This is a genomic window from Hominimerdicola aceti, assembly GCF_025567495.1.
Lineage (GTDB): Bacteria > Bacillota > Clostridia > Oscillospirales > Ruminococcaceae > Hominimerdicola > Hominimerdicola aceti.
The window spans coordinates 124,004-150,506 of record NZ_JAOQJZ010000001.1; the positions used below are offsets into that span (position 1 = coordinate 124,004).

28 protein-coding genes are annotated in these 26,503 nt (G+C 44.7%); 22 read left to right on the forward strand and 6 right to left on the reverse strand.

What is annotated here, in order from left to right; translation table 11 throughout:
• Window positions 1-8 precede the first annotated feature (8 nt).
• Entirely contained in the window at window positions 9-1,325 is a 1,317-nt protein-coding gene (locus tag OCV57_RS00745; RefSeq protein WP_195551222.1) for a hypothetical protein, read from the forward strand.
• Window positions 1,326-1,616: 291 nt separating this feature from the next.
• Here OCV57_RS00745 and OCV57_RS00750 read toward each other — a convergent pair whose 3' ends face one another.
• The 6 genes from OCV57_RS00750 to OCV57_RS00775 form a co-directional block, all read right to left on the reverse strand.
• Entirely contained in the window at window positions 1,617-3,086 is a 1,470-nt protein-coding gene (locus tag OCV57_RS00750) for an alpha-N-arabinofuranosidase (protein WP_195551221.1), read from the reverse strand.
• Between the two features lie 63 nt (window positions 3,087-3,149).
• Window positions 3,150-3,371, reverse strand: a complete 222-nt coding sequence (locus OCV57_RS00755) for a hypothetical protein (protein ID WP_207741355.1) — start codon at window positions 3,369-3,371, stop codon at window positions 3,150-3,152.
• Window positions 3,368-3,853: a 23S rRNA (pseudouridine(1915)-N(3))-methyltransferase RlmH gene (rlmH, locus tag OCV57_RS00760; protein WP_022287465.1), complete on the reverse strand. Its 486-nt coding sequence runs from the start codon at window positions 3,851-3,853 to the stop codon at window positions 3,368-3,370. Before rlmH ends, OCV57_RS00755 begins: the two co-directional genes overlap by 4 nt.
• Entirely contained in the window at window positions 3,850-4,635 is a 786-nt protein-coding gene (locus tag OCV57_RS00765) for an MBL fold metallo-hydrolase (RefSeq protein WP_117891506.1), read from the reverse strand. The genes rlmH and OCV57_RS00765 overlap by 4 nt, the downstream gene beginning before the upstream one ends.
• A gap of 2 nt (window positions 4,636-4,637) precedes the next feature.
• The gene (locus OCV57_RS00770; RefSeq protein ID WP_267300216.1) at window positions 4,638-5,462 is read right to left on the reverse strand and encodes an HAD family hydrolase; all 825 of its coding nucleotides are present in this window, start codon (window positions 5,460-5,462) and stop codon (window positions 4,638-4,640) included.
• Window positions 5,463-5,531: 69 nt separating this feature from the next.
• Window positions 5,532-6,818 carry a UDP-N-acetylglucosamine 1-carboxyvinyltransferase gene (locus OCV57_RS00775; RefSeq protein WP_117891504.1) on the reverse strand — a complete coding sequence of 429 codons (1,287 nt, stop codon included), beginning with the start codon at window positions 6,816-6,818 and terminating at the stop codon, window positions 5,532-5,534.
• A 481-nt stretch (window positions 6,819-7,299) separates the two neighbouring features.
• Between OCV57_RS00775 and OCV57_RS00780 the strand changes: the two genes are divergently transcribed.
• The 21 genes from OCV57_RS00780 to tpiA all read left to right on the forward strand — a co-directional run bounded on the left by OCV57_RS00780 (window position 7,300) and on the right by tpiA (window position 26,432).
• Window positions 7,300-7,671, forward strand: a complete 372-nt coding sequence (locus OCV57_RS00780; protein WP_171028859.1) for a NusG domain II-containing protein — start codon at window positions 7,300-7,302, stop codon at window positions 7,669-7,671.
• 10 nt (window positions 7,672-7,681) lie between these two features.
• Window positions 7,682-8,191, forward strand: coding sequence for a Gx transporter family protein (locus tag OCV57_RS00785; RefSeq protein WP_267300217.1), 510 nt, complete (start codon window positions 7,682-7,684; stop codon window positions 8,189-8,191).
• Between the two features lie 218 nt (window positions 8,192-8,409).
• Window positions 8,410-8,913, forward strand: coding sequence for a crossover junction endodeoxyribonuclease RuvC (gene ruvC, locus OCV57_RS00790; protein ID WP_022287459.1), 504 nt, complete (start codon window positions 8,410-8,412; stop codon window positions 8,911-8,913).
• A gap of 1 nt (window position 8,914) precedes the next feature.
• Window positions 8,915-9,514 (forward strand): Holliday junction branch migration protein RuvA, encoded by a 600-nt coding sequence (gene ruvA / locus OCV57_RS00795; RefSeq protein ID WP_117903806.1) that lies wholly within the window; start codon window positions 8,915-8,917, stop codon window positions 9,512-9,514.
• A gap of 16 nt (window positions 9,515-9,530) precedes the next feature.
• Complete coding sequence (gene ruvB, locus OCV57_RS00800; RefSeq protein WP_117856641.1) at window positions 9,531-10,568, forward strand: Holliday junction branch migration DNA helicase RuvB; 1,038 nt, start codon at window positions 9,531-9,533, stop codon at window positions 10,566-10,568.
• A 241-nt stretch (window positions 10,569-10,809) separates the two neighbouring features.
• The gene (gene glmM / locus OCV57_RS00805) at window positions 10,810-12,153 is read left to right on the forward strand and encodes a phosphoglucosamine mutase (RefSeq protein ID WP_267300218.1); all 1,344 of its coding nucleotides are present in this window, start codon (window positions 10,810-10,812) and stop codon (window positions 12,151-12,153) included.
• A gap of 9 nt (window positions 12,154-12,162) precedes the next feature.
• Window positions 12,163-12,855: a flavodoxin family protein gene (locus OCV57_RS00810; protein WP_117922999.1), complete on the forward strand. Its 693-nt coding sequence runs from the start codon at window positions 12,163-12,165 to the stop codon at window positions 12,853-12,855.
• A 22-nt stretch (window positions 12,856-12,877) separates the two neighbouring features.
• Complete coding sequence (locus OCV57_RS00815) at window positions 12,878-13,741, forward strand: class I SAM-dependent methyltransferase (protein WP_041337609.1); 864 nt, start codon at window positions 12,878-12,880, stop codon at window positions 13,739-13,741.
• Window positions 13,742-13,769: 28 nt separating this feature from the next.
• On the forward strand, window positions 13,770-14,666 hold the full coding sequence (locus tag OCV57_RS00820; RefSeq protein WP_267300219.1) for a carbohydrate kinase family protein: 897 nt from the start codon (window positions 13,770-13,772) through the stop codon (window positions 14,664-14,666).
• A 72-nt stretch (window positions 14,667-14,738) separates the two neighbouring features.
• Window positions 14,739-15,038, forward strand: coding sequence for a hypothetical protein (locus OCV57_RS00825; RefSeq protein WP_041337612.1), 300 nt, complete (start codon window positions 14,739-14,741; stop codon window positions 15,036-15,038).
• A gap of 24 nt (window positions 15,039-15,062) precedes the next feature.
• A complete protein-coding gene (locus tag OCV57_RS00830; RefSeq protein WP_046441643.1) occupies window positions 15,063-15,911 on the forward strand; it encodes an energy-coupling factor transporter ATPase in 849 nt (282 codons plus the stop codon).
• Window positions 15,912-15,923: 12 nt separating this feature from the next.
• Window positions 15,924-16,787: an energy-coupling factor transporter ATPase gene (locus tag OCV57_RS00835; protein ID WP_267300220.1), complete on the forward strand. Its 864-nt coding sequence runs from the start codon at window positions 15,924-15,926 to the stop codon at window positions 16,785-16,787.
• A gap of 77 nt (window positions 16,788-16,864) precedes the next feature.
• Complete coding sequence (locus tag OCV57_RS00840; RefSeq protein ID WP_041337616.1) at window positions 16,865-17,668, forward strand: energy-coupling factor transporter transmembrane component T family protein; 804 nt, start codon at window positions 16,865-16,867, stop codon at window positions 17,666-17,668.
• Between the two features lie 10 nt (window positions 17,669-17,678).
• On the forward strand, window positions 17,679-17,963 hold the full coding sequence (locus tag OCV57_RS00845) for a hypothetical protein (protein WP_046441641.1): 285 nt from the start codon (window positions 17,679-17,681) through the stop codon (window positions 17,961-17,963).
• A 17-nt stretch (window positions 17,964-17,980) separates the two neighbouring features.
• Entirely contained in the window at window positions 17,981-18,745 is a 765-nt protein-coding gene (gene truA / locus OCV57_RS00850; RefSeq protein WP_046441640.1) for a tRNA pseudouridine(38-40) synthase TruA, read from the forward strand.
• Complete coding sequence (locus OCV57_RS00855; protein ID WP_267300221.1) at window positions 18,711-20,360, forward strand: DUF5711 family protein; 1,650 nt, start codon at window positions 18,711-18,713, stop codon at window positions 20,358-20,360. Before truA ends, OCV57_RS00855 begins: the two co-directional genes overlap by 35 nt.
• A gap of 16 nt (window positions 20,361-20,376) precedes the next feature.
• Window positions 20,377-21,255 carry a CvpA family protein gene (locus OCV57_RS00860; RefSeq protein ID WP_195551215.1) on the forward strand — a complete coding sequence of 293 codons (879 nt, stop codon included), beginning with the start codon at window positions 20,377-20,379 and terminating at the stop codon, window positions 21,253-21,255.
• Window positions 21,256-21,295: 40 nt separating this feature from the next.
• The gene (locus OCV57_RS00865) at window positions 21,296-23,563 is read left to right on the forward strand and encodes an ATP-dependent Clp protease ATP-binding subunit (protein ID WP_267300222.1); all 2,268 of its coding nucleotides are present in this window, start codon (window positions 21,296-21,298) and stop codon (window positions 23,561-23,563) included.
• A gap of 138 nt (window positions 23,564-23,701) precedes the next feature.
• Complete coding sequence (locus OCV57_RS00870) at window positions 23,702-24,925, forward strand: phosphoglycerate kinase (RefSeq protein ID WP_022287444.1); 1,224 nt, start codon at window positions 23,702-23,704, stop codon at window positions 24,923-24,925.
• Window positions 24,926-25,003: 78 nt separating this feature from the next.
• Window positions 25,004-25,525: a DUF3592 domain-containing protein gene (locus OCV57_RS00875; RefSeq protein ID WP_267300223.1), complete on the forward strand. Its 522-nt coding sequence runs from the start codon at window positions 25,004-25,006 to the stop codon at window positions 25,523-25,525.
• Between the two features lie 130 nt (window positions 25,526-25,655).
• Window positions 25,656-26,432 carry a triose-phosphate isomerase gene (gene tpiA / locus OCV57_RS00880; RefSeq protein ID WP_022287442.1) on the forward strand — a complete coding sequence of 259 codons (777 nt, stop codon included), beginning with the start codon at window positions 25,656-25,658 and terminating at the stop codon, window positions 26,430-26,432.
• The last annotated feature ends 71 nt before the right edge of the window (window positions 26,433-26,503 follow it).

Here is a 26,503-nt window from a genome sequence, read left to right on the forward strand (position 1 = left end):
ATAATAAAATGGCTAAAGCTAAAAAAATAACGGCTGCTCTTACTGCCGCATTGCTTTGTACTGCGAGCCTTACCTCTTGCTCGGACACAAGCTATGTAATGACAGTAGGTGACAGCAAGATAAACGCAGGTATCTACATTTATAATGAGCTTACAGAAATGTCATATCAAATGACGATGATGTATTATCAGAAAGGCATCAAAAAGGACTATTTCAATCAGAAGGTAGACGGAAAGGCATTTGACGAGTATCTTTCAGATTATGCTCTCACTGCAACTAAGGAGTATGCGGCTGTAGTTGACAAGTTCAACGAGCTTGGACTTACTCTTTCAGATGAAGATATAAAGTCCATTAATGACAGCATAAGCAGCACATGGGATTCTCAGGGCGAGTTTTACGAGTCAGAGGGTATCTCAAAGGAATCTGTAAAGCTTGCACTCAAAGGCTCGAAAATGAGGGAAGAGCTTTTTGATCACTACTATGCAGAGGGCGGCGAGGAAGCTGTTTCAGACGATGAAATGGTGAAGTATCTTGATGATAACTACCTGAGATATAAATCCATTTCCTTTGCAAAAACTAAAGCATCAACTGATTCTTCATCATCAGCCACCGATTCTTCTACAGACTCAGCAGACGCTGCAAATGAGGAAGCCAAGGCAAAAAGAGATGAGTTCCTTGAAAAGGCTCAGGGCGTTTCGTTTGACGATTTTGACAGCATTATAGACGAATACAATGATTATGTTGCATCAAAGAAAGCCTCAGATTCAAGCTCCGCCGCTGACAGCGATTCATCAGCCTCAGACAGTTCAACAGCGTCAGATGACACTTCTTCTGTAGCAGAGAGTGACACAAGCTCCATAGCAAGCGATGACACATCTTCAGTTTCTGACAGCACAGCAGATTCAAGCACAGTAGCGTCGGACACAGATTCTTCCACAGACAGTTCTTCTTCTGCACCTGACCCGTATGCAAATGAAAAGATGATGAATTACGGCACAATGGACGATTCACAGAAAGACACAACAAACGGCAAGATACTCAAAGAAGTAAGCGGTATGAGCACAGACGTTGCAACAGCTTATGAGGACGATAACGCATATTACATTCTTATCAAGGGCGATGTTAAGGGCAGAGATACAGAATATGCCAAGGACAATCATGAAGATCTTCTGAAAGAAATGAAGAGCGATGAATTTCAGAAGAAATTAACAAGCTGGGTAGAAAAGCTTGACATCAAGGTAAACAACAAGGCCATAAAGCGTTACACACCGAAAGTGGTCTACGATAAGCAGACAGAGTATTACAGCAAGAACAATAATTCATAGCAGATAAAATTACCGCCGCAACCGAGTTTGGTTGCGGCGGTTTTGTCATGTTGGCAAATCCTTCGGTTTCCTCCTTGCCCAATTGTAGCACATAAGGAGAAAATCCCCAAATGTGAACACATTCACATTTTATCAACAGAAGCCCATTTTATGTATTATTTTTTTGCGAGCACAATGCCCAACATATTATGACTTTATAAAACAAAGAGCTGCGCTTCTTTAATGAAACGCAGCTCTTATGCTTATATTTTTATTATAAAAACGAAATGCACTGTGAATATGCCCCAATATTTAGTCAACAACACATTCCACAACAGCACAAGGCGGAATATTCAGCTTTAACACATTGTCCTTGATGACTGCCGTATGCTCGGTAATGCTCACTCTGTCGGGACAGTCGAAGTCGTTATAGCTGTGCGCCTCGTTTGTAAGTATCCTGCAAGAAACTGATGATGCTTTAAATCCGAAAATGCTGCATTCAACAGCAGCCTCTTCCGTAAGCGAACAGTTTGCGGCGGTAACGGTCATACTCTTTTCGTTCACCGATGCGGAAACCGAGATCATCGGAGCATTTTTACCTTCCGACATATTTTCGTTCTGCGTATAGCAGTAAACTGCCTCGTTGTTTTGGTGTGTTTTAAAAAGGTCGAAAACGTGATATGTAGGCGTTTTTATCATCTTATCGCCCTCTGTAAGAATGACCGATTGGAGAACATTCACCGCCTGCGCAAGGTTTGCCATTACAACACGGTCGCTGTGTCTGTTAAAAACATTCAGCTCTATTGCAGCAACGATAGCATCACGCATTGTATTCTGCTGATATAAAAATCCCGGGTTCGTACCCTCTTCTACCTTATGCCAGCAGCCCCACTCTCCTATTACAAGTCCTATTTTCTTTTCAGGATCATAGCGGTTCATTATCTCCGAATGTCTTGTGATAAGCTCATCGGAAAAGTTCGCTGCAGCGATAGTTTTATAATAAAGCTCATCGTCAAAATCGGTGGCAGACTCCATTTCGGGCCATACTGGCATCGTATAATAATGCAGGTCGATAGCATCAACATTATTGCTGTCAAGATTTTTCATCATGACTTCTGTCCAGTTATAGTCGGCAGAGCTTGAACCGCAGGCTATTCTGTAAAGTCTGTTTCCCGAATAATTGCGGCAGAATGTCTGATACCTTTTATAAACGTCGGCGTAATATTCGGGACGCATATTTCCTCCACAGCCCCAGTTTTCATTGCCGATACCGAGGTATTCGAGTTTCCACGGCTCGGCTCTGCCGTTCTTCTTTCTCTGCTCTGTGAGAGGTGATTCCGCATCTGAGGTCATATATTCTATCCATTCGGATAATTCACGAACACTGCCGCTGCCAACATTGCCGTTTATATAAGGCTTGCAGCCAACAAGCTCACAGAAGCGCATAAATTCGTGCGTGCCAAAAGAATTATCCTCCGTAACTCCGCCCCAGTTCGTGTTCACGATCTTTCGGCGCAGAGATTTTTCGCCGATACCGTCCTGCCATTGATATTCTTCTGCAAAGCAGCCGCCGGGCCAGCGGAAAACGGGAGCTTTTATATTTCTGAGCGCCTCGATGATATCATTCCTTATTCCGTCTGTATTCGGAATAGGTGAATTTTCACCCACATATATACCATTGTAGATACATCTTCCGAGATGCTCGGAAAAATGTCCGTATATCTCGGGAGAGATATGTCCGAGCCTGTCGTCTGCATTTATTACCATTGATATTTTTTTCATGTTATACCTCCGCAGCATGCTGAATTATAATATTATAATACTAAGTCAAGAAATCCTCATATTTCAATTACAGATGATTCTATGGACAGCAAAAGCTGTGCATACAAGCTGAACGATATTTTTATCAGCCGTTTTAAGCTTGTCCTTGAAATTATCAATGCCAATGATTTTTTGACCAGCAAGACCGAAAGTGAGCTGTTTGAACTTTACAATAAGATGCTCGATCTTGATGTTCATCACTACATGACAGTCACAAAGTGCGGTTTTGTCATATCCGAAATTCACTTATGATACCTAGTATTAGCACTTATCTGAAATGCCCTGTAAACCTGCTCCAAAAGCATTATCCTTGCAAGCTGGTGTGGGAACGTCATCTCCGACATTGATAAGCGCAGGTCAGCTTTCGCCTTTATCTCAGGGGCAATGCCGAATGAAGAGCCTATTATGAAATTCACTGTGCTGAATCCGTTCAGACCGCATTCGCTGAGCTTTTTGGACAGCTTTTCACTTGAAAGCTGCTTGCCCTCAATGCACATTGCAATATTGTATGCGCCCTTGATGTCAGTGTAGCCTTTCATGGCTTTTGCCTCGTTTTCAAGCGCCGCCGCTATCTCCTTTTCGGAGGGGTTGTCAGATAACCTCGACTCGTTCAGTTCAACTATTTCAAGCTTGCAGAACGCCCCCAGCCGCTTTGAGTATTCCGCCGCAGCATCACGCCAGTATTTTTCTTTCAGCTTTCCAACTGTAATAAGATTTATCCTTATCAAAATGCCACCGCCATTCCGCTGCCCTCAGGCTTTGCTATATGTAAAATATAGTCGCTGTTGCGCTCGTAATCCCCAAGTGCTCCCACAGCCGAGTTTTCAGCCTGAAAAGGCGTGTTGTTTTCCTGACTTAAATGCCCTAAAATAAATTTATATGTACCTGCTGTCATAAGCTTTTTTAGCTGTTCTCCGCAGGCAGAGTTTGAAAGGTGTCCGTGGTCTGAAGCGATGCGCCTTTTCAGCTCGTATGGATAAGGTCCATTCTTTAGCATTGACTCATCATAATTTGACTCCAGCAAAACAAGGTCAGAACCGCTCAGGTGCATATCCACCTCATTTGTAACAGTGCCAAGGTCGGTGCATACGCACACCTGCTTGCCGTCAGGGGTCTTTATCTGATATCCACAGCTTGCAGGGGTATCATGAAATGTGGCAAAACCTTTTACGGCATAATCTCCTATGCACACTTCATTGCCGTCCACCTCGTTGACATCACAGGCTGGGTCTATTTTGCCGTCAGATACAAGTATCTCAAGATTGGTCTTTTGGGCAAATACAGGGATATGATATTTCTTCGTGAGAACTTTAAGCCCAGAAACATGGTCTGAATGTGTGTGTGTGATAAAAATTCCCTGTATCACAGCAGGGTCGATCTCGTTAGCTTTCAAAGCCTCACAAAGACGTTTGCAGGATACTCCTGCGTCAACAAGTATCCCGCCGTCACTGTTGCCGATAAAAGAGCTGTTGCCCTTGCTTGATGAAAAAAGTGGATATATCCTTGCCATAACTAATTCCTTTCAAAAGTTTTCAGAAGATACTCTGCAACGCCGTTCTCCTCATTTGTGCCTGTCACCTGGTCGCAGCCTTCAAGCACCTCTTTGCAGGCGTTTTTTACTGCCACTCTTTTATCAGCCGCCTTGAACATAGGCAGATCGTTGGTGTTGTCGCCAAAAGCCGTGACAAAGTCAAAGCCGTAATTCTCACGAAGATACCTCACGCCTTGCTCCTTAGAAGCCGCCGAAGAGAACACTTCAAGATACCAAAGCTTGGGGTCATAAACATCATAATAGTATGTGATGTTCAGCTTTTCATTTTCTTTAAGAGCGTCATACAGCGGTACAAGTTTTTCTTTTTCTGCAATAAATGTGAAGTATATCACATTGTCGATGTACTGAGAAAGGTCACTGACCTGCGTGAAAGACTTGTAATATTTCTCTCTGCGTTCGTTGTAAAAGCTCTTCATTGCAGGAGAAATAAGCCTCTCATATCTTGTGGAAAGCTGGTTATCTGAAACCGAGTACATAAAAGGCTCTAAACCAAGTCCTTTTGAAAGACTTATGATAAGACCGCAAAGCTTCCTGGAAAGGCTGTTTATCTTGACGTATTTTTTCTCCGCCATATCATAAATAAGCACGCCGTTCATAAGTATAACGGGAAGCTTCAGGTCAAGCCCCGAAAGTATTTTTCCTGCGGAAGCAAGCGTCCTTGCAGTGGCGGCAGTGAAGTTAAGTCCCTTTGCCATGAGCCTGTTCAAAGTGTCTCTTGTGAACTTCGTCACCTCTGCATTGCCGTTAAGCAGCGTTCCGTCAAGGTCGGAAATAAAAAGCTCCATATCATGTCCTCTCAAATGCTGTAAAAAACGGCGGCAAATAATATGCCGCCGCAGTGTTATCGATATTTATCAGCCGCTAAGCTCCATTTCGTTAGCGTCAGGCTTGTAAACACGCTGAATGTCAGCTCCAAGCCCTCTGAGCTTCTCATCTATCTTTTCATATCCTCTTTCGATGTAGAAAATATTGTCTATCTCAGTTGTTCCCTCAGCCGCAAGACCGGCAATGACCATTGCCGCACCTGCTCTCAGGTCAGTTGCCACAACAGGAGCACCTTTGAGCTTGCCAACGCCCTGTATAACAGCCACCTTGCCGTCAACAGAAATGTCAGCGCCCATTCTTCTAAGCTCAGCCACATATCTGAATCTGTTGTCAAAAATATCGTCTGTAACGATGCTCGTACCCTCTGCAAGCGTCAGCAGTGTTGAGAACTGCGGCTGCATATCAGTAGGGAAGCCAGGGTGCGGCATAGTTTTTATAGAAGTTTTCACGAGCGGACCGTCCACCCATACATGAACGCTCTCGTCGCTTTCCTCAACGTTTACACCTACCTTGCGTAGCTTTGCCGTGATAGACTCAAGGTGTTTAGGGATAACATTTGCGATAACAACGTCGCCCTTTGTGGCAGCCGCCGCTACCATATAAGTGCCTGCCTCTATCTGGTCAGGGATAGTCGCATAGGTAACGCCTTTGAGGTAATCAACGCCTCTTATCTTGATAACGTCTGTACCTGCGCCTCTGATATCAGCACCCATTGAGTTAAGGAAGTTCGCAAGGTCAACGATATGAGGCTCTTTCGCCGCATTTTCGATTATAGTAAGCCCCTTTGCCTTTACAGCGGCAAATATTGCATTCATAGTTGCACCAACTGTAACAAAGTCAAAGTATATCTGATTGCCCACAAGCTCGTCTGCTGTGACATGATTAGCTCCGTTCACTATCTCGTCAGACGCACCAAGCGCCTTGAAAGCTTTCAAATGCTGATCTATAGGTCTGTCGCCAAGGTCACAGCCGCCCGGCATCGGAACAAAAGCCTCGTGAAATCTTCCAAGCAGTGTTCCAAGAAAATAGCATGACGCTCTCATGGTTCTTGCAAGCTCATATGGCACTTCAGGCTTTTCAATGCCCTTTGTGTCAAAATATATAGTATTTTTATCTAAAAGTCTGACCTCTGCGCCCATTTCACGCAGGATCTTCATGCACTTAGTTATATCGCTTATCTCAGGCACGTTCTCAAGAACGCACGGCTCGTCGCACAGGATAGTTGCCGCAACCAATGCAACAGCAGCGTTTTTTGCACCGCTTATCTGCACTGTACCATGCAGCGGCTTACCTCCATGTATAACAAACTTCTCCAAGTTTACACACTCCTTAACGAGATTGTCGGCTTCTCTCTCTGCCGACGCTCAGATTATTATACCACAGCCACAGGCAAAATAAAAGCAAAAAGCAAGAATTTCAACGATTTGGTTAAAATCATTTAACATACACCCAAGCAATCGTTAAATCTGCCCATATAATGCAGGCTATGGCGGTCTATAAAAAGAACAAATGTTCACGTACTCTTAACAATAGAATATCCAACTCTTATATTTTAACACACCCCATTCAAAAAATCAATAGTGAATAAGGATATTTTGATAAATTTTCGACAATTTTTTCGGCTTTTTCGGTGAAAATTACAGCAATGTTACAACTGTACGAAATCTTGTACCTTATTGTAACCTTGCTGTAATATTTAAGTACAAAAAATCAGACACTTGCCGTTTGTCTTGACGAAAAAGAACGGCTGTGGTATACTCATAACAACAGATATACTGTAAAAAGGGGAGTGCGGCAGTGGTAAAAAGAAAGAATCTCATATGGGCGGCAGTTTTTGCGGCTGTTATCGCTGCGTGTCTGATATTTATTTTCCTCACAGGTGGAAAGAGCGGAGAAAAATCTGCCGAGATATATGAAAACGGCAAGCTCATAAAGACTATTTCTGACCTTTCCCCCGATAAGGAGTATTCCTTTGATATAAAAACAGAAAACGGCACTAATACCATAACCGTTGGAGAGGGAAGCATTTGGGTGTCTGTCGCAGATTGCTCGAACCAGACCTGTGTTCATGCAGGAAAGATATCCCACGCAGGACAGACCGTCATTTGTGCACCGCACAAGCTTGTGATAAAAATAGTCGGTGAGACATCTGCTGACGCTGTGATATAGGGGTGGAAGCATGAAGATATCAGTACAAAAAATCGCCCTTATAGGAATTTTTACCGCCTTGTCACTTATCATTTTCATGGTTGAAGCACAGTTTCCTGTTATGCCCATAGGCGGCATGAAGCTTGGGCTTGCCAATATCGTCACAATGGCAGCAATGCTTTTTGTCGGCAGAAAAGAGGCAGGCTTGGTGCTGCTTTTGAGGATAGTCCTTGCGGCAGGGCTTTACGGAACTGTGGTGAGCTTTGCGTTTTCACTCACAGGCGGAATTTTAGCGTATCTTGCCATGTGCATTGCGGTTTCGAGAGTTGGTGAAAACCAGCTTTGGGTGACATCAGCTTTTGGCGGTTTTTTTCATAACATAGGTCAACTTTGTGCGGCGGCAGTGATATCAGGCACATGGGCGGTGTTCAGCCTTTTGCCTTATCTCATAATAAGCGGCATTCTCACAGGTACGCTCAATGGTCTTATCCTCCAAAGATTGTGGAAGTCGCCACTTAGAAAATATAGCATAAAAAGATAACAGCGGCGTCAGGGGCATACCTGATGACCGCTGTTTTGTTCTATAGTCAGTTTAGCCAAAAACAGACTTTTCACAAAGTGGCATTTCTACATTTTCGCCTTGTGAGAAATAGGTGAAAACTCAGCGTTTTGCTTGCATTTGACCGAAAAATATGGTATAATTAGTTGTTATAATAGGGTCATTATAGGATAGCGTTGAAATTGAACGGAGGAGTGGATTTGAGAATACTTGGTATCGACCCGGGCTACGCCATTGTGGGATTCGGAGTGCTTGAATACAACAGCGGAAAATTCACTGTTGTTGACTACGGTGCAATAACCACTTCTTCGGATATGGATTTCAACAGACGGCTGAAAGTCATCTATGATGATATGACCGAGATAATAACTACCTATAAGCCTGATGAAATGGGAATAGAAAAGCTGTTTTTCAATACCAATGAAAAGACCGCCATTGACGTTGCACAGGCAAGGGGAGTGACCCTGCTTCCTGCCATAATAAGAAATATTCCAATCTATGAATATACGCCTTTGCAGGTGAAATGCTCCATAGTCGGCTATGGACGTGCCGAGAAAAAGCAGGTGCAGGAAATGACAAAGACCATGCTTCATCTTAAAGCTATCCCAAAGCCTGACGATACAGCGGACGCAGTGGCTATCGCTATAACTCACGGACTTTCGGTGAACACAAGGCGTGTTATGAAAAATTTTGAGGAGAAATAATATGATATATTCACTTAGCGGAAAGCTCGTTCATACCGAGAGCGACCTTGCCGTAATAGAATGTGCAGGCGTTGGCTATGCCTGCAAAACAACATTTTCTACCTTACAGCAGATAGCAGGAAAAAGCGAGGTAAAGCTTTACACTCACCTCTCCGTAAGGGAGGACGCGGTGGAGCTTTTCGGCTTTGCAACTAAGGAGGAGCTTAAAAGCTTCCGTATGCTCATATCTGTCAGCGGAGTAGGCCCGAAGGCAGGTCTTGCCATACTTTCAGCCTGCACTCCGTCACAGTTTGCGCTTGCGGTTGCAACGGGGGATTCAAAGGCTTTCACAAAGATAAAGGGTATCGGTACAAAGATAGCACAAAGGATAGTCCTCGAGCTTAAGGATAAGGTGGCAAAAGAGAATACCATATCCGTCAGAGGAAATGCGGCTCAGGGCTTTGCGGCTGTTCCAAGCGGAGCTGTCGAAGAAGCTGTCACAGCCCTTGTGGTGCTTGGATATACCGAGGGCGAAGCAATGTCAGTGATATCAAAGCTTGACCCGAATTTGAGCGTTGAAGAGCTTATAAAGAAAGCCCTTATCGGACTTGCGAAATTTTGAGAGGAGAACTCCATAAATGATCGAAAAAGGAGATTTTGATATAGACAGGATAGTCACCCCGAAAGAAACTCAGGCGGAAACAACTGACGATTTCGAGGTGAGCCTTAGACCTAAAACACTTGACGAGTATATCGGTCAGGAAAAGGTCAAGGAGAACCTGAAAATATATATACAAGCGGCAAAAAACAGGGGCGACAGCCTTGACCATGTTCTGCTTTACGGCCCGCCTGGTCTGGGCAAGACCACTCTTTCTGCCATAATCGCTCACGAAATGGGAGTGAATATCAGGATAACATCAGGACCTGCCATTGAAAAGCCGGGAGACCTTGCGGCTTTGCTCACAAACCTTGAAAAAGGCGACGTGCTTTTTATAGACGAGATACACCGCCTTTCAAGACAGGTGGAGGAAGTTCTTTATCCTGCCCTTGAAGATTATGCCTTGGATATAATCATGGGCAAAGGTCCTGCGGCAAGGTCTATAAGGATCGAGCTTAACAAGTTCACTCTTATAGGCGCGACCACCAGAGCAGGCTCGCTTTCTGCACCGCTGAGAGATCGTTTTGGCGTTATCCAGCGTTTGGAGCTTTACAATACCGAACAGCTTTCCGATATCGTAAAGCGTTCTGCAGTTTTGCTTGGCGTGGCTTGTGATGATGACGGTGCAGAGGAGATAGCGAAGCGTTCAAGAGGAACTCCGAGAATAGCAAATCGCTTTTTAAGGCGTGTGCGTGATTTTGCCGAAGTCATGGGCGACGGCAGGATAACCGCAGACATTGCTAAGATAGCCCTCAACAGAATGGACGTTGACAAGCTGGGACTTGACTCTCTCGACAAACGTCTGCTGACTATGATAATAAAAGGCTATGACGGCGGCCCAGTGGGACTTGAAACCCTTGCGGCGGCTATCGGCGAGGAGTCAGTCACCATTGAGGACGTTTGCGAGCCGTATCTTATGCAGCTAGGTTTCCTCTCAAAGACCCCCAGGGGACGTGTGGCGACACAGCTTGCTTACGATCATTTGGGCTTTCTCAAGGACGGACAAACGCACCTTTGATTTAGTGAGGAATGCTTAATGAGGAATGAGGAGTGAGGAATGAGGAATGAGGAATTATGGTATCGCCTAGCGGCGATGAATTTTTCATTCTGTAGGGGCGAACAGTGTTCGCCTGCCACTGCACTTTTTATCTTTGGAAAATTTTATTATCGGATAAATTTAATATGTGTGTTAATATAGAGTTTACATAAATAAAAAATAATATATATAGAGGTATGACCTCGAAAAGGAGCTAATTATTATGGGAAGATTATTTGGAACTGACGGCGCAAGAGGAGTAGCTATCACAGAGCTTACCTGTGAGCTTGCTATGCAGATAGGCAGAGCTGCCGCAATGGTACTCACGAAGGAAACAAACCACAAGGCTAAGATAATCATAGGCAAGGATACCCGTATCTCAGGCGACATTCTGGAGTCTGCACTGGTCGCAGGTATCTGCTCAGTTGGTGCAGACGCTCATATACTCGGTGTTGTTCCTACCCCTGCCGTTGCAATGCTTGTAAAGAAATACAACGCAGACGCAGGCGTTATGATATCCGCTTCACACAATTCTGTTGAGTTTAATGGCATAAAGCTTTTCTCTGGCACAGGCTTCAAGCTTTCTGACGAGATAGAAAACGAGATAGAAGCACTTATCCTGGACACACCTGAAAGGATAGAGCTTAAGGACGGCTGTGATATAGGTCACGTTTATTACGAAAAGGACGCAGCTTGGGATTATATCCGCTACGTTATGAAAACAGTTCAGACTGATTTCAATGGTATCCGTGTGGCGCTTGACTGTGCAAATGGCTCAGCTTCCGTGTGCGCACAGAGAATTTTCGAGGGACTTGGTGCAAAGTGCATAATGCTCAACGATAAGCCGGACGGAACGAATATAAATAAGGATTGCGGCTCAACACATATCGAGGGCCTGCAAAAGGCAGTTGTTGATAATCATTGCGATATAGGTCTTGCCTTTGACGGCGACGCCGACAGATGTCTTGCAGTTGACGAAAAGGGCGAGCTTATCGACGGTGACAAGATACTTGCTATTTTCTCAAAATATATGAAGAACATGGGTATTCTCAAAAACAACACCTGCGTTGTTACAGTTATGACAAACCTCGGCTTCTTCAAGTATGCAAAGGCAAACGGCATCGTTGCCGCTACCACAAAGGTGGGAGACAGATACGTTCTTGAAGAAATGCTCAAGGGCGGTTATAATATCGGCGGTGAGCAGTCAGGTCATATCATTCTTCTTGACTATGCAAACACAGGCGACGGTGAGCTGACAGGTACAAAGCTTCTGACAGTCCTCAAATGTACAGGCGAAAAGGCAAGCGAGCTTGCTTCCTGCATGGAGTGCTATCCGCAGGTACTTGTGAACGTTAAGATAACAGCAGACAAAAAGGGTATGTGGGATAAAGTCCTTGAGATAACAGACGCTATAAAGATGTATTCCGAAAAGCTTGGTGACGAGGGCAGGATACTTGTCCGTGAGTCAGGCACAGAGCCTCTTGTTCGTGTTATGATAGAGGGCAAGAGAACAGGCATAATCACAGAATATGCACACAAGATAGCGGAGCTTATCGAAAAAATGTAAGGTGATATTTTGAAAATAGCTTTGATAAACGGTCAAAACCATAAAGGCTCTACATATCATATAGGCAAAATGTTAGCCGATAAACTTGGCGGCGAGGTGACAGAGTTCTTCCTGCCGAGAGATTTCGGCGAGTTCTGCTGTGGCTGTACCAATTGCTTTATGAAAGGCGAAGAAAAGTGTCCTCACTATGAGAAGCTTGAGCCTATCACCAAAGCGGTGGACGAAGCAGACGTGCTGATACTTACTTCCCCTGTGTATGTCTACCACTGCACGGGCTCGATGAAAGCATGGCTCGACCATTACGGCTGGCGTTGGATAGTCCACCGCCCTGAGGAGAAAATGTTCTCAAAGCGTGCCGTTGTAATATCCACCGCCGCAGGTGCAGGCATGAACAGCACTAATAAAGATATGGCGGATAGCTTGTCATTCTGGGGAGTGCCTAAGATATATAAGATAGGCTTCGGCATACACGCAACGAGCTGGAGCATGGTTTCAGACAAAATGCTTGCAAAGATAAGGAAAAAGACCGACAGCATTGCCGCAAAGCTTAAAAGCGACAGCTTTGAGCCAAAGGTCAGCCTTAAAGGCAGAATGTATTTCACTATTTTTCACTTTGCAAACAAAAAGGGCTGGAATCCTGCTGACAGTGCATATTGGAAGGCAAAGGGCTGGACGGAAAATAAAAGGCCGTGGAAAAAGTAAATTTTATATAAGGATAAAAAATATGAGAATTGCAGAAAACTGGAAAGACTATAAGATAATAGATACTTCAAGTGGCGATAAGCTTGAAAGCTGGGGCGGAAAGGTGCTTGTAAGACCTGATCCTCAGATAATCTGGAAGTCCCCGAAGCGTTCTGACCTGTGGACAAAGGCAGACGGCATATATCACCGTTCCTCAAAGGGCGGCGGCGAATGGGAATACAGAAAGCGCCTGCCTGAAAGTTGGAACATCGGCTATAAGAATTTGAAGTTTATAATCAGACCAACGGGCTTCAAGCACACAGGTCTTTTCCCTGAACAGGCTGTGAACTGGGACTTCATGGCTGATAAAATAAGAAACGCAGACAGAGAGATAAAGGTGTTAAACCTCTTTGCATACACAGGCGGAGCTACCCTTGCCTGTGCCGAAGCAGGTGCAAGCGTTTCACACGTTGACGCATCAAAGGGCATGGTGCAGTGGGCAAGAGAGAACGCCGCTGTGTCAGGGCTTTCCGATAAGCCTATTCGCTGGCTTGTGGACGATTGCGAAAAGTTCGTTCAGCGTGAGATACGCCGTGGCAAGACCTATGACGCTATCGTTATGGATCCTCCGTCCTACGGCAGAGGACCTGGCGGAGAGATATGGAAGCTTGAAGATTGTATCTATGACCTTGTAAAGACCTGCTCAGGCGTTTTGAGCGACGAGCCGCTTTTCTTCCTGCTCAACAGCTATACCACAGGACTTTCACCCTCAGTTATGGCATATATCCTGAGAGATGTCCTCGGAACGAGGTTTGGCGGAAACGTCACGGCTGATGAGATAGGATTGCCTGTGGAGGCAACAGGCGGTGTGCTTCCATGCGGTTCAACGGCAATTTGGCAGAAATAGCTTTGCTATAGTAAGGAATGGTGTTCACATGAAATATACTGAGAATTATGTTTATATGTACGGTCAAGTGATCTCCACCTGTTCGTTCCTTCTTGACGGTGATTTTCCAAAGGCAGACGGCACGGCAGAGATAAAGGAAAAATATCACCTTGTCGGTGGTGAGACCGGAACAGCGGCGGCTGTTCTTTGCAGTCTGAATGTGCCTGTAAAGCTTGGCGGTACTCACCTTGGAAGCGGTAATGAAAAGCTTATAAAGGATTATTTTGCAGACAAGACCGCTGACCTTTCGGAGCTTGTAACAGAGGGATTCGAGGGCGTGACCGACTATGTTATCATAGATAAAAATACACGCACCTGTTTTGGTGAGTGGGATAAGCTTTATTCACGTCCAACGCCTTTTTATGAACAGCCTTCGGAGGAGTCAGTGAAAAATTCAGCTTGCGTTGCGGCTGACCCTTATTTTGGTGATAAGATAGCCGAGTATTGCGTAAAATATGGCAAGAAATACGTTACGATAGATTGTGCCTATGACAGCTATATACATAAGCATTGTGCAGTAAATTGCATATCTCATCAGCACCTTGATGAATATTATCCAGATAAAAGCTATGACGAGCTTTTCAGGCTTTATACAGATAATACAGACGGGCTTGTGATATTTACCCTTGGTGAAAAGGGTGCGATGTATGGCAGAAAGGGTGTTGAGCCAAAGATGTGCCCTGCATTTAAAGTAGACGTAGTGTCAACACTTGGCGCAGGGGACAGCTTTAAGGCGGGCGCTGTATATGGGCTTTATAAAGGTCTTGATGACGATACATTGGTGAAAACAGCCTGTGCTGTGGCAGGTGCGGCGGTGGAAAAGTTCCCTATCGCACTTTATCCGCCAACAGTAAAAGATATTGAAAAGCTTATGGGCAATATGTAGGGACGAACAGCGTTCGCATACCCATATATTATAATAAGGTATAAACCGAAATTTCAGACAGGAGGAAAGGTTATGTCTTTTGATTTTGATGAACTTAAACACAAGGCAGGAAATATGCTTGAAAAGGGTAAGGAAAAAGCCCATGAAGCCGCCGAAAGTGAAAAGGGGCAGAAGATAAAGAGCAAAGCAGGAGAGCTGTTTGAAAAGGGAAAGGAAAAAGCCCACGAGTTCGCAGAGAGCGAAACGGGCAAAAAGGTAAAGAACAAGGCTGAAAAGCTCCTTGATAAAGGAATAGACAAAGCCGAAAATGTTTACGAAAAGCATAAGGAAAGAAAGGCTGAACAGAAAGAACAGCCTGAAGATAAGGAATAAACTAAATTTGGTAAGGAAAGTAAAATGAGCAGTTTTATTGAAATAAAGGATCTGCACTTTTCCTATGTGAACGACCTTGAAGAGCCACCTGTTAAAACGGAGGTGCTTAAAGGCATAAATCTGAACATAGAAAAAGGCGAGTTTGTGGCAGTGCTTGGACATAACGGCTCAGGCAAATCTACACTTGCAAAGTGCATAAACGCTATAAATCTTCCTGAGTCGGGGGCTGTCTATGTGAACGGCATGGACACTTTGGACGAAAATAACCTCTTGCCTATAAGAGAAAAGGTGGGCATGGTATTCCAAAACCCTGATAATCAGATAGTTGCAACTATCGTGGAGGAGGACGTGGCTTTCGCCCTTGAAAATATGGGCGTTGAGCCGAATGAGATACGCAGACGTGTTGACGAGGCTCTTAAAACCGTCGGTATGTATGAATACAGACTTCATGCACCCCATAAGCTTTCAGGCGGACAGAAACAGCGTGTGGCTATTGCAGGCATAATCGCAATGAAGCCTGATTGTATACTTCTTGACGAGCCTACCGCCATGCTCGATCCTCACGGCAGGGACGAGGTAATGAAAACTGTCAAAATGCTCAACGAGCAGGGCGTTACTATCGTGCTTATCACCCATTATATGGAGGAAGCCGCACAGGCACAGCGTGTTGTTGTAATAGACGGTGGCGAGGTCATAATGGATAACGTTCCGAAGAAGATATTCTCAAATGTGGAAACCATGAAAAATCTTGGACTTGACGTGCCGCAGGTGACAGAGCTTTGCTGGGAGCTTAAAAGAGCAGGCTATGACATCTCCACCGAGATAATCCACGAGGACGAGTGCGTTCAGAAGCTTTATGAAATGCTTAAGTGATAGGGAGTAACAATGGCAGTAATTAAAACGGAAAACTTGACTTATGTTTACGGCGAGGGTACGCCCTTTCGCAAAACAGCCGTAGACAATGTTAATATAGAGATAAATGACGGCGAAATGGTGGGTATAATAGGACATACAGGCTCAGGCAAATCTACCCTTATCCAGCATTTCAACGGCCTTTTGAAGCCCACGAGCGGAAGCGTCTATATAGACGGAGAAAGGCTGTGGGACGATAAATCAAGGCTTCGCCCTATAAGATTTAAGGTGGGTCTTGTGTTTCAGTATCCTGAGTATCAGCTCTTTGAGGAGACCTGTTATAAGGATATCGCATTTGGACCTAAGAATATGGGCGTCAAAGAAGAGCTGATAGATAAGTATGTGAAAGAGGCCGCAAGAATGGTAGGGCTAAGCCCTGAGATACTTGACAAATCGCCTTTTGAACTTTCAGGCGGACAGAAAAGGCGTGTGGCTATAGCAGGAGTTATGGCAATGAACCCAAAGGTGCTTATACTTGACGAACCTGCTTCGGGTCTTGACCCAAAGGGCAGAGAGCAGATACTTGGTCTTATAAGAGAGTATCATGAGCAGATGAAAAATACTGTTTTGCTAGTATCCCACTCTATGGAAGATATCGCAAAGAACGTTTCAAAGATACTCGTCATGAACGAATCGAAGCTTTTCTGCTATGACGATACAGTAAAGGTATTCCACCGCGCTGAGGAGCTTGTGTCAATGGGACTTGCAGTGCCGCAGATAACAAGAGTTATAAACAGGCTCAAAGCTATGGGCATAGATATTAAGGACGATGTGTATACAGTTGGCTATGCGAAAAAGGTCATCCTTGAAATGCTGGAGCAGAAAAAGAACAAGTAAGCAGCGGACTGCCTTTGACCCATATGAGCAGAGAGCAGGACTGTGTAAGTTGAGATAGAAAATTGGAGGAATATACCTTGATAAAGGATATTACTATAGGACAGTATTTTCCCGGAAATTCTGTCATTCACCGAATGGACGCACGAATAAAGATAATAATGACGGCGGTTTTCATAGTAATGCTTTTCGCCGCAAACAGCGTGTGGGGACTTCTTGTGGGCATAGCTTTTACTATTCTCACTTTTATCATATCGAAAATACCCGGTAAACTAATGCTAAAAAGCTTGAAGCCTATCGTGCCGATAATAATATTCACGGCGATACTCAATCTGCTTTTTATCAGAACGGGCAAAGCCTATTTTGAGTGGAAATTTCTCAAGATAACCGATGAAGGCGTTGACACGGCAGTGTTCATGATGATAAGGATAATCTGCCTTATTGTCGGCACTTCGCTTCTTACCTACACCACCTCGCCTATCGACCTGACAGACGCTATCGAAAGATTGCTTTCACCGCTGAAAAAGATAAAAGTGCCTGTCCATGAGCTTGCAATGATGATGACTATTGCCCTGAGATTTATCCCTACCCTTATCGAGGAAACAGACAAGATAATGTCGGCACAGAAAGCAAGAGGAGCGGATATGGAAACAGGCTCGCTGATACAGAAAGCTAAAGCCCTTATCCCAGTGCTGATACCGCTTTTTGTGGCATCGTTCAGACACGCTGAGGAGCTTGCTCTCGCTATGGAGTGCCGCTGTTATCACGGCGGAGAGGGCAGAACAAGAATGAAACAGCTCCATATGAGCATAGTCGATCTCTATGGCTCTATATTCTGCGTGCTGTTCCTTGCAGGCGTTATTGTCATAAATATAGTCGTTTAGGAGGGGTATTATGAGCAGTGTTTTTAAAGATATGGACCAAGATGACAGACTTGACACTTTGGAAAGAAAAGTCAAGAAACTTGAGAGAAATGCAAATGGGGGAAGTAAAATGTCAGGCATTATAAAAGAACTTATCGGCAGAGAATGTACCATTGACGGCGACGGGATTTATGGTCATAGCTGTACTATTCTTGACGCAGACGACGAGTGGGTAAAGCTTATCGTTCACGAAAAGAAAAGCGACAGCACCATGATAGTAAGACTTGACAATATAGATTCCATAACACTCGATTAAAGAAACGGGATATACTCATGACAAATTTCAGGATAATACTTGCCTATAACGGCACAGCCTATCATGGGTGGCAAAGGCAGAACAACGCCCTTGCCGTTCAGCAGGTGCTTGAAGAAGCTATCCTCTCGCTGACGGGACAGACAGTCACAGTGAACGGCTGTTCACGAACAGATGCAGGAGTGCACGCAAGAAGATTTTGTGCAAGCTTTCTCATAGAGTCCACAATAACCTGCCGTGGCATAGTTTTCGGACTTAATTCAAAGCTGCCGGACGATATCTCAGTGCTGGAGTGCGAAAAAGTCCCCCTTGATTTTCACGCAAGATATATGTGCAGCGGCAAGGAGTATGAGTATATTATACATAACAGCGAGATAAAAAATCCTTTTTATAAAGATACAGCCTACCGCAGTTGGTTTCCAATAGACGAAAAAAAGCTTGATAAAGCCGCACAGGATTTTGTGGGAACGCACGATTTCAAAGCCATGTGTTCCACCGATTGCACAAAGGAGAATACAGTTAGGACTATATTCTCTTTCCATGTAAGACGTGAGGGCGAGCTTGTGATATTCACAGTTTCGGGAGACGGCTTTCTGTACAATATGGTAAGGATAATGGTAGGCACGCTTATTTTTATAAATGAGGGCAAGATAGGAGAAACTCAAATACCCGATATACTTGCGTCAAAGGACAGAACAAGAGGCGGAAAGACCGTTCCGCCGCAGGGATTGTATCTTAACGAAGTATATTATGATAAAGATAAAGGATCTGAACAAGGTGAATGATAAAAGATCAAAGAGCAGGCGGAGAAAGAAAAATCCGCCTACCAAAGAAGAAAAAACAATAAGAATAACCAAGCAGACGGATTTTGTTCAGCGTGACGAGTTTCACGGTGCAGAAGAGCCTATGCCGAACGTTACTTTCAGAGAGATAAAGCGTCAGAAAAAGGCGGCTCAGAAAGCGGCGGAACGTGAGCAGGAAGAACAGCTCCGAAAAGAAGCGGAAGAAGCCGAGGAGTCACGAAGCAGAATAGAGCTGACGAACACCGAGGATAAAGCTGAGGAGGAAAAGCCTGAAAAAGCTGATGAAAGCAAGATAACAGTATCATGCGGTGAAAATAAAGAGCAGGCTTCAGAAAGCAAAGAGGAAAAATCCGAGCATAAAAGCAGAAAAGAGAAAAAGGCTGAGAAAGCTGAGAAAGCAGAGAGGTCTGACGAGGAAATATCCAACGTCACCGATATAAGAGCGGCAAGAAAGAAAGAGAAAAACAAAAAGCTCTATAAAAAGATAGCCGCCATAGCAGTGGTGGTCGCTTTCGGAGTTGGCGTTTACGCTTCAAGAGGAGTGTGGGTGCCGAAGCTTGAGGGCATTTTGGACAGACCTCATGCCACTATAGTAAACGACGGCAAAAAGCAAAGCGGAAATTTCCCGCTGACCTTTGATGAAAGCTCAGTAAATGTTATAAAACAGCTTTCCGACGGTATAGTTCGAGTTGACGACAGGAACATTGCTTTTTATGACGAGTCTGGCAATAAGATATCGGATAATTCTCACAACTTTGCAAACCCTGTTGTAAGAACATCTGGAAAGCGTGTGCTTGTTTACGATAACGGTGGAAATTCTTTCAGAGTGCTGAATAAAAAGGGCGAGCTGCTTTCAAAGGATATAGACCAGTCTATACTTTTGGCGGAGATAGCCCCTGACAGCACAGTTGCAGTGGTCACCCAGACTGAGAAATATGCCGCAGTGCTGACAGTTTATGACTCCTCGGGAGCAGAGATATATCAGTGGTCAAGCTCACGAAGAATACTTGATATAAGCTTTGATAAGGACGGAAGCGGCTGTTGTATCTCAACATTTTCCAGCAGTGGCGGAGCGTTGCGCTCGGTCATCTATTATGTGACCTTTGACAGCACAGAGGAGAAGATGAAGAGCGAACAGCTTGAAACTCTCGCAGTTGCCGTTCAGCGAAACGATAACGGCGATTATTGGGTAGTGGGCGATACCTGCTTCTATAAGCTTGACAGCAATGGTAAAATACTTATGCAGTATGAATATCCTGAGGAGCTTTCAGACTATGCCCTGACAGATACCACTGCCGCAGTAGCATTCGATGGCATACAGCGTAAAACAGGAACTCTTGCGGTGTTCCGTTCGGACTCTGACGGAGATAAGCCTGATAGCGTTGTTTATACTCAAAGCGGCAAGCCTAAGAAAATGGTCGCAGAGAACAAGAAGGTGATCCTTCTCGGCGAGGATAATATAGAAGCCTATGACAGTGCAGGAAATCTACTTGCAACAGCGGCAGTGTCCTCTGAGTATCTTGACTTTGTTTACATCAACGACAGCGTTTATTTCCTAGGTCTGCATGAGATAAACAAAATAGCTTTCGAGACCTGACGAAAGGCAGGAAAATATGGCATATTTTTTTGACGGAGCAGTTATAATGATCCTTATCGTGACCGCTCTGACAGGATACTGTAAGGGCTTTGTGAGATATGTCATCACAATGCTCGGAACAGTGGCAGCCGTTCTTGTGGCTTTTCTTATAGCCAATATGTCGGCTGAAAATGTATATAACAAATATTTCAAAACGCAGCTTATAACGAGCCTTGAAAACGCTGCTGAACAGACGGATCTTTCAAAGCTTGTGAGCAATGAACTGAAAAACGAGGGCGTTGATATCGACCTTTCAGATGAGGAGATAAAAAACGTCCTGTCAGGGGCAGGCACTCTTGCGGAGAATACCGAAAAGCTGCTTGTTTCAAAGGGAACAGACCTTGATACTGCTCAGCAAAAGGGCGAGGAGCTTTCAGAGTATATCCACAGCGTTATGCCCCAAAAGCTCAGCGAAAAGCTGGAGGGTAATAAGCTTGGAAAAAGTCTGTCTAAGGCGGTGAAGTTCACTACCGAGCAGATAGACGAAGCCGTCAAGGCTCTCTCTGAGGGTGGCAGAACTGGTGCTGAGTATCTGGAAAAGAACATTTTCCGACCGATCGCCCTGACTTTTATAAGGCTTTGCGTGTTCATGACGGTGTATGTGCTTATGGAGATAGTCATAAGGCTTATCCTGCGTCTGTCGGGAGTTTTTACCCGAATGGCAGGTCTGACAGCGGCAAACCGTTTTGCAGGCATGGCGCTTGGTCTTTGCAAAGGCGGTCTGTATCTGGTGTTGATAGCCTTTATGGTCTGCACTGTGATAAATGCTACCGAGAACAAGCTTCCCAAGTTCAACAGCGCTGTTTTTGAAAATACCTATCTGTTCAGTTACTTCTTTGATATTCTGTATAAATGATTACCGTAAGGTGTATCAGTAAGGAAAGGAGCAAATAAAAATGTTAATGTGTTCAAGATGTAAAAAGCGTCCTGCTGTGGTGTTCATCTCACAGATGAACGCCAAGGACCCTCAGCACAAGAAGAACGAGGGACTTTGCCTTGTTTGTGCCAAGGAGCTTGGCATTTCGCAGGTGGACGATTATATGAAGGCAATGGGCATCTCAGACGATGACCTTGAAGCAATGTCAAATCAGCTTATGGAGGCTTCCGACGGGGACGATTTTGAGCCGGGCGGAACGAACTTCCTGAGCAATCTTTTCGGCGGTGACGCAGCCAATCTTTTCAGCAACCTCGCAGGAGGTATGCCTAAAGCCACCGATGAGGGCGGAGAGAACAAGCCAAAGGATAAAAAGAAAAAGCTTAAATTTCTCAACAACTATTGCACAAATCTTACTCAGAAAGCAAGAGAGGGCAAGCTTGATAACGTTGTGGGTAGAGATAAGGAGATATCAAGAGTTATCCATATCCTGTCAAGACGTCAGAAGAACAACCCATGCCTTATAGGCGAACCTGGCGTTGGTAAAACAGCCATTGCCGAGGGTATCGCACAGAGGATAGTTGCCGGAGATGTGCCTTTCCATATCAAGGATAAGGAGCTTTACCTCCTTGACCTTACCGCACTCGTTGCAGGCACTCAGTTCAGAGGACAGTTCGAGAGCCGTTGTAAAGGACTTGTAGAGGAAGTAAAAGAGCAGGGCAATGTTATCCTCTTTATAGACGAGGTGCATACCCTTGTTGGCACAGGCGACAATGAGGGAACGATGAACGCCGCTAATATTCTGAAACCGTCCCTTTCAAGAGGCGAGATACAGGTAATAGGCGCAACGACTTTCAAGGAGTACAGAAAGTATATCGAAAAGGACTCTGCACTTGAAAGACGTTTCCAGCCTGTAACAGTTTCCGAGCCGACAGTTGAGGACACAATCACAGTTCTCAAAGGCATAAAGCAGTATTACGAAAATTTCCATAGAGTAAAGATATCAGACGATATGCTCAGAGAGTGTGCAGTGCTTTCTGAAAGATATATCAACGACAGATTTCTCCCTGACAAGGCGATAGATCTTCTTGACGAAGCCTGCGCCTGCACAAGTATCAGAACACCTGAAATAGAAGAGTTCGACGCACTTAACGAGGAACTAAAAAAGCATGAAAAGCTCGTTGAGGATTACGAGCAGAAGTCAGACCCTGACTATGAGATAATCGCAAAGGAAAAGGGCGAGATACTGAGAATACAGAACAGGCTCAAAGAAGTTGAGGAGACCCTCAAAAACGTTCAGGTAACAGAGGAAGATATCTCAAAGGTAATAGAGCTTTGGACAGGTATCCCTGCCAATAAAATAGCTCAGACCGAGTATGACAAGATAAAGCATCTGAAAGAAGCCCTTTCAAAGCGTGTTATCGGCCAGGACGAAGCCGTTGATAAGGTCGCAAAGGCAATAAAGCGTACAAGGGTTCAGCTTTCAAAACGTCGCAGACCGGCTTCATTTATTTTCGTCGGCCCAACAGGCGTTGGAAAAACAGAGCTTGTGAAAGTCCTTGGAGAAGAGCTTTTTGACGCCACCGAACCGCTTATCAGAGTTGACATGACCGAGTATATGGAGAAGCACTCAGTATCAAAGCTTATCGGCTCACCTCCGGGATATGTTGGCTTTGACGAAGCAGGTCAGCTTACCGAAAAGGTGCGCCGCAGACCATATTCAGTGGTACTTTTTGACGAAATAGAAAAGGCTCACCCTGACGTTATGAACATACTTCTCCAGATACTTGACGAGGGACGTATCAACGATTCACAGGGCAGAAGCGTTTCATTTGAGAACACAGTTATCGTCATGACATCAAACGCAGGTTCGACTGATAGAGATACAGGTGTGGGCTTCAATAAGACCGACAGTGATATCGCCAAGGATAAAGCAATGAAAGCCCTGAGAGATTTCCTGAGACCTGAGTTTCTTGGAAGAATTGACGAGATAGTTGTGTTCAATCCGCTCACAGAGGAGAATTACGCTGGCATAGCAGGCCTTATGCTGGACGAGATGAAATCACCGCTGGAGGAGAAACATATCAGCCTGAGATATACAGATAAAGCTCTGAAAACTATTGCACATAAGGCATACGGTCAGAAGCTTGGTGCAAGAGATATCCGCCGTGTCATAAGAAACGAGGTGGAGGATAAGATAGCCGAACTGCTTATAGACAAGGGCGAGGGAGCAGTGTCCGCCGTGGCAATATCCGCTGACAACGGAGAGATAAAGGTGGACGCACTTTAAAAGCCTAAAGTTATAAAATCAGGGTAAAAATTATAAAAAAATACTTGATTTTTATGGCGGTATGTTATATAATAAAGGTAAGGTTGTTAGTTTTTTAACAACGTGAATTAAAAAATTTAATTGAGAGGTGTCTTTAAAATGGCAGGTTTAAACAAAGTTACTGTTGATGACATTAATGTAAAGGGCAAAAAGGTACTCGTAAGAGTTGACTTTAACGTTCCTCTTAAGGACGGCGTTATTACAAACGATAACAGAATAACAGCTGCTCTCCCAACTATCAAGAAGCTGGTAGCTGACGGCGGCAAGGTAGTTCTGTGTTCACATCTTGGCAAGCCAAAGAACGGCCCAGAGGCTAAGTTCTCACTTGCTCCTGCTGCTGCAAGACTTGCAGAGCTTCTTCCTGAAACAAAGGTAACATTCGCTGCTGACGATACAGTAGTTGGCGACAACGCTAAGAAGGCAGTTGCTGAAATGGCTGACGGTGATATCGTTGTTCTTGAGAACACAAGATTCAGAGGCGCAGAGGAAACAAAGAACGGTGAAGCTTTCGCTAAGGAACTTGCTGACCTCGTTGACGACGAAGTATTCGTAATGGACGCTTTCGGTTCAGCTCACAGAGCTCATGCTTCTACAGCTGGCGTTACAAAGTTCGTTAAGGAAACAGCAGTTGGTTACCTCATGCAGAAAGAGATCAACTATCTCGGAAATGCAGTTGAAACACCTGTTAGACCATTCGTTGCTATTCTCGGCGGCGCAAAGGTAGCAGATAAGCTCAACGTTATCTCAAACCTCCTCGAGAAGTGCGATACACTTATCATCGGCGGCGGTATGGCATATACATTCCTTAAGGCACAGGGCAAGGAAGTTGGTCTTTCCCTCGTTGACGATACAAAGATCGACTACTGCAAGGAAATGATGGCAAAGGCTGAAAAGCTCGGCAAGAAGCTTCTTCTTCCTATCGACACAACAGTTGCAGCAGGTTTCCCTGATCCAATCGACGCTCCTATCGATGTAGAAGTTGTTGATTCTGATAAGATCCCAGCTGACAAGGAAGGCCTTGATATAGGCACAAAGACACAGGCTCTCTTCGGCGAGGCTGTTAAGTCTGCAAAGACAGTTGTTTGGAATGGTCCTATGGGCGTGTTCGAGAACCCAACACTTGCAAAGGGTACAATCGCAGTTGCAAAGGCACTTGCTGAAACAGACGCTACAACTATCATCGGCGGCGGCGACTCAGCAGCAGCAGTTATCCAGCTTGGCTTTGCTGATAAGATGTCACACATCTCAACAGGCGGCGGAGCTTCACTTGAATACCTCGAGGGCAAGGTACTCCCAGGTATCGACGTAATCGCTGACAAGTAATATATTTTACTAAGCTATAAGCTAGGGGCAGGCAGGTTTTGCCTGTCCCTTTTTTATGCAGAAATCGAGGTAGTAAAAATGAATGAAATAACACTACTTGCAAAAAGCGGATTAGGCTGGCAGGGCATAGGTGGAATAATTCTTCTGCTCACAGGCATTGGACTTATCTATTTCGGTATAAAAGCCTTGCAGGGCTATCGCTTTTTCCCTGAGCAGGAATATAATATCCCTGAGGAGGATCACTACGAACCAACTCAGGCAAAAGCCTTGCAGAAAGTCAAGACCACAATGCCTGACTTCAACGGCGGTGAGGACAGAGTTTTTACCGAGTGGAAAATAGGCTATACCATTGACGGCGAAAAGTATACCCAGATAGTCACAGACAACGGCTATGAAAAGGGCGACATGATAGACATAAAGTATAACCCAGAAAACCCACAGGAATTTTACCTTGACGATGAAAAATCAAAGGTAGAAGTCACTGAGGAGGAAAAGGAAGCCGAGGAAAAAGAGGAGAAAACGCCTTTCGGCTATGCGGCTATCGCTATCGGTGTCCTGCTTGGCGTTTTCGGTGTCGTTATGCTTATAGATAAGCTGTAATAAACAGATAAAATAAGTCCAAGCCTTTGTTAATTAGTTGACAAATACGAGGGAATGTTGTATAATAGACTTGGAAAACTAGCAGGAGCAGTTTTTCTGTTCCCTATAAAAAATAAAGGAGTTTTTTATCATGAAAAAAGCTGTAAGAAAAGCAATTATTGCAGGAAACTGGAAAATGAACAAGACAAGACCTGAGGCTAAGGAGCTTCTCGAAGCTATCAAGCCACTTGTTGCAAACGCTGAGGGCAAGGTAGAAGTTATCGCTTGCGTACCTTTCACAAACCTTGAAACTGCTATCAACGCAACAGCAGGTTCAAACGTAAAGATCGGTGCAGAGAACGTTCACTTTGAGAAGAGCGGTGCTTTCACAGGCGAGATCTCAGCAGATATGCTCGTTGAGCTTGGCGTTGAGTACGTTGTTATCGGTCACTCTGAGAGAAGACAGTATTTCGGTGAAACAGACGAAACAGTAAACAAGAGAACAAAGGCAGCTCTTGCAGCAGGTCTTAAGCCTATCGTTTGCGTTGGCGAGCTTCTCTGGGAGCGTGAGTGCAACATCACAGAGGAAGTTATCGCAAGACAGGTAAAGCTTGATTTCTTCGGCGTATCAGCAGAGGACGTTAAGAAGTCCGTTATCGCTTACGAGCCAGTTTGGGCTATCGGCACAGGCAAGACAGCTACAGCAGATCAGGCAGAGGAAGTTTGCGCATTCATCAGAGCAACACTTGCTAAGATCTATGACGAGGCTACAGCAGAGGCAGTTACAATTCAGTACGGCGGCTCAATGAACGCTAAGAACTGCGCAGAGCTTCTTTCTAAGGAGAACGTAGACGGCGGTCTTATCGGCGGCGCTTCACTGAAGGCTGCTGACTTCAACACTATCGTTCAGGCTGCTGTTGAGGGCTAATTAACAGACGGATATCTAGGGGCAAAATATCATTCGTCACAAGAACAAACAAATAAAAAGTTCCGCAGGGG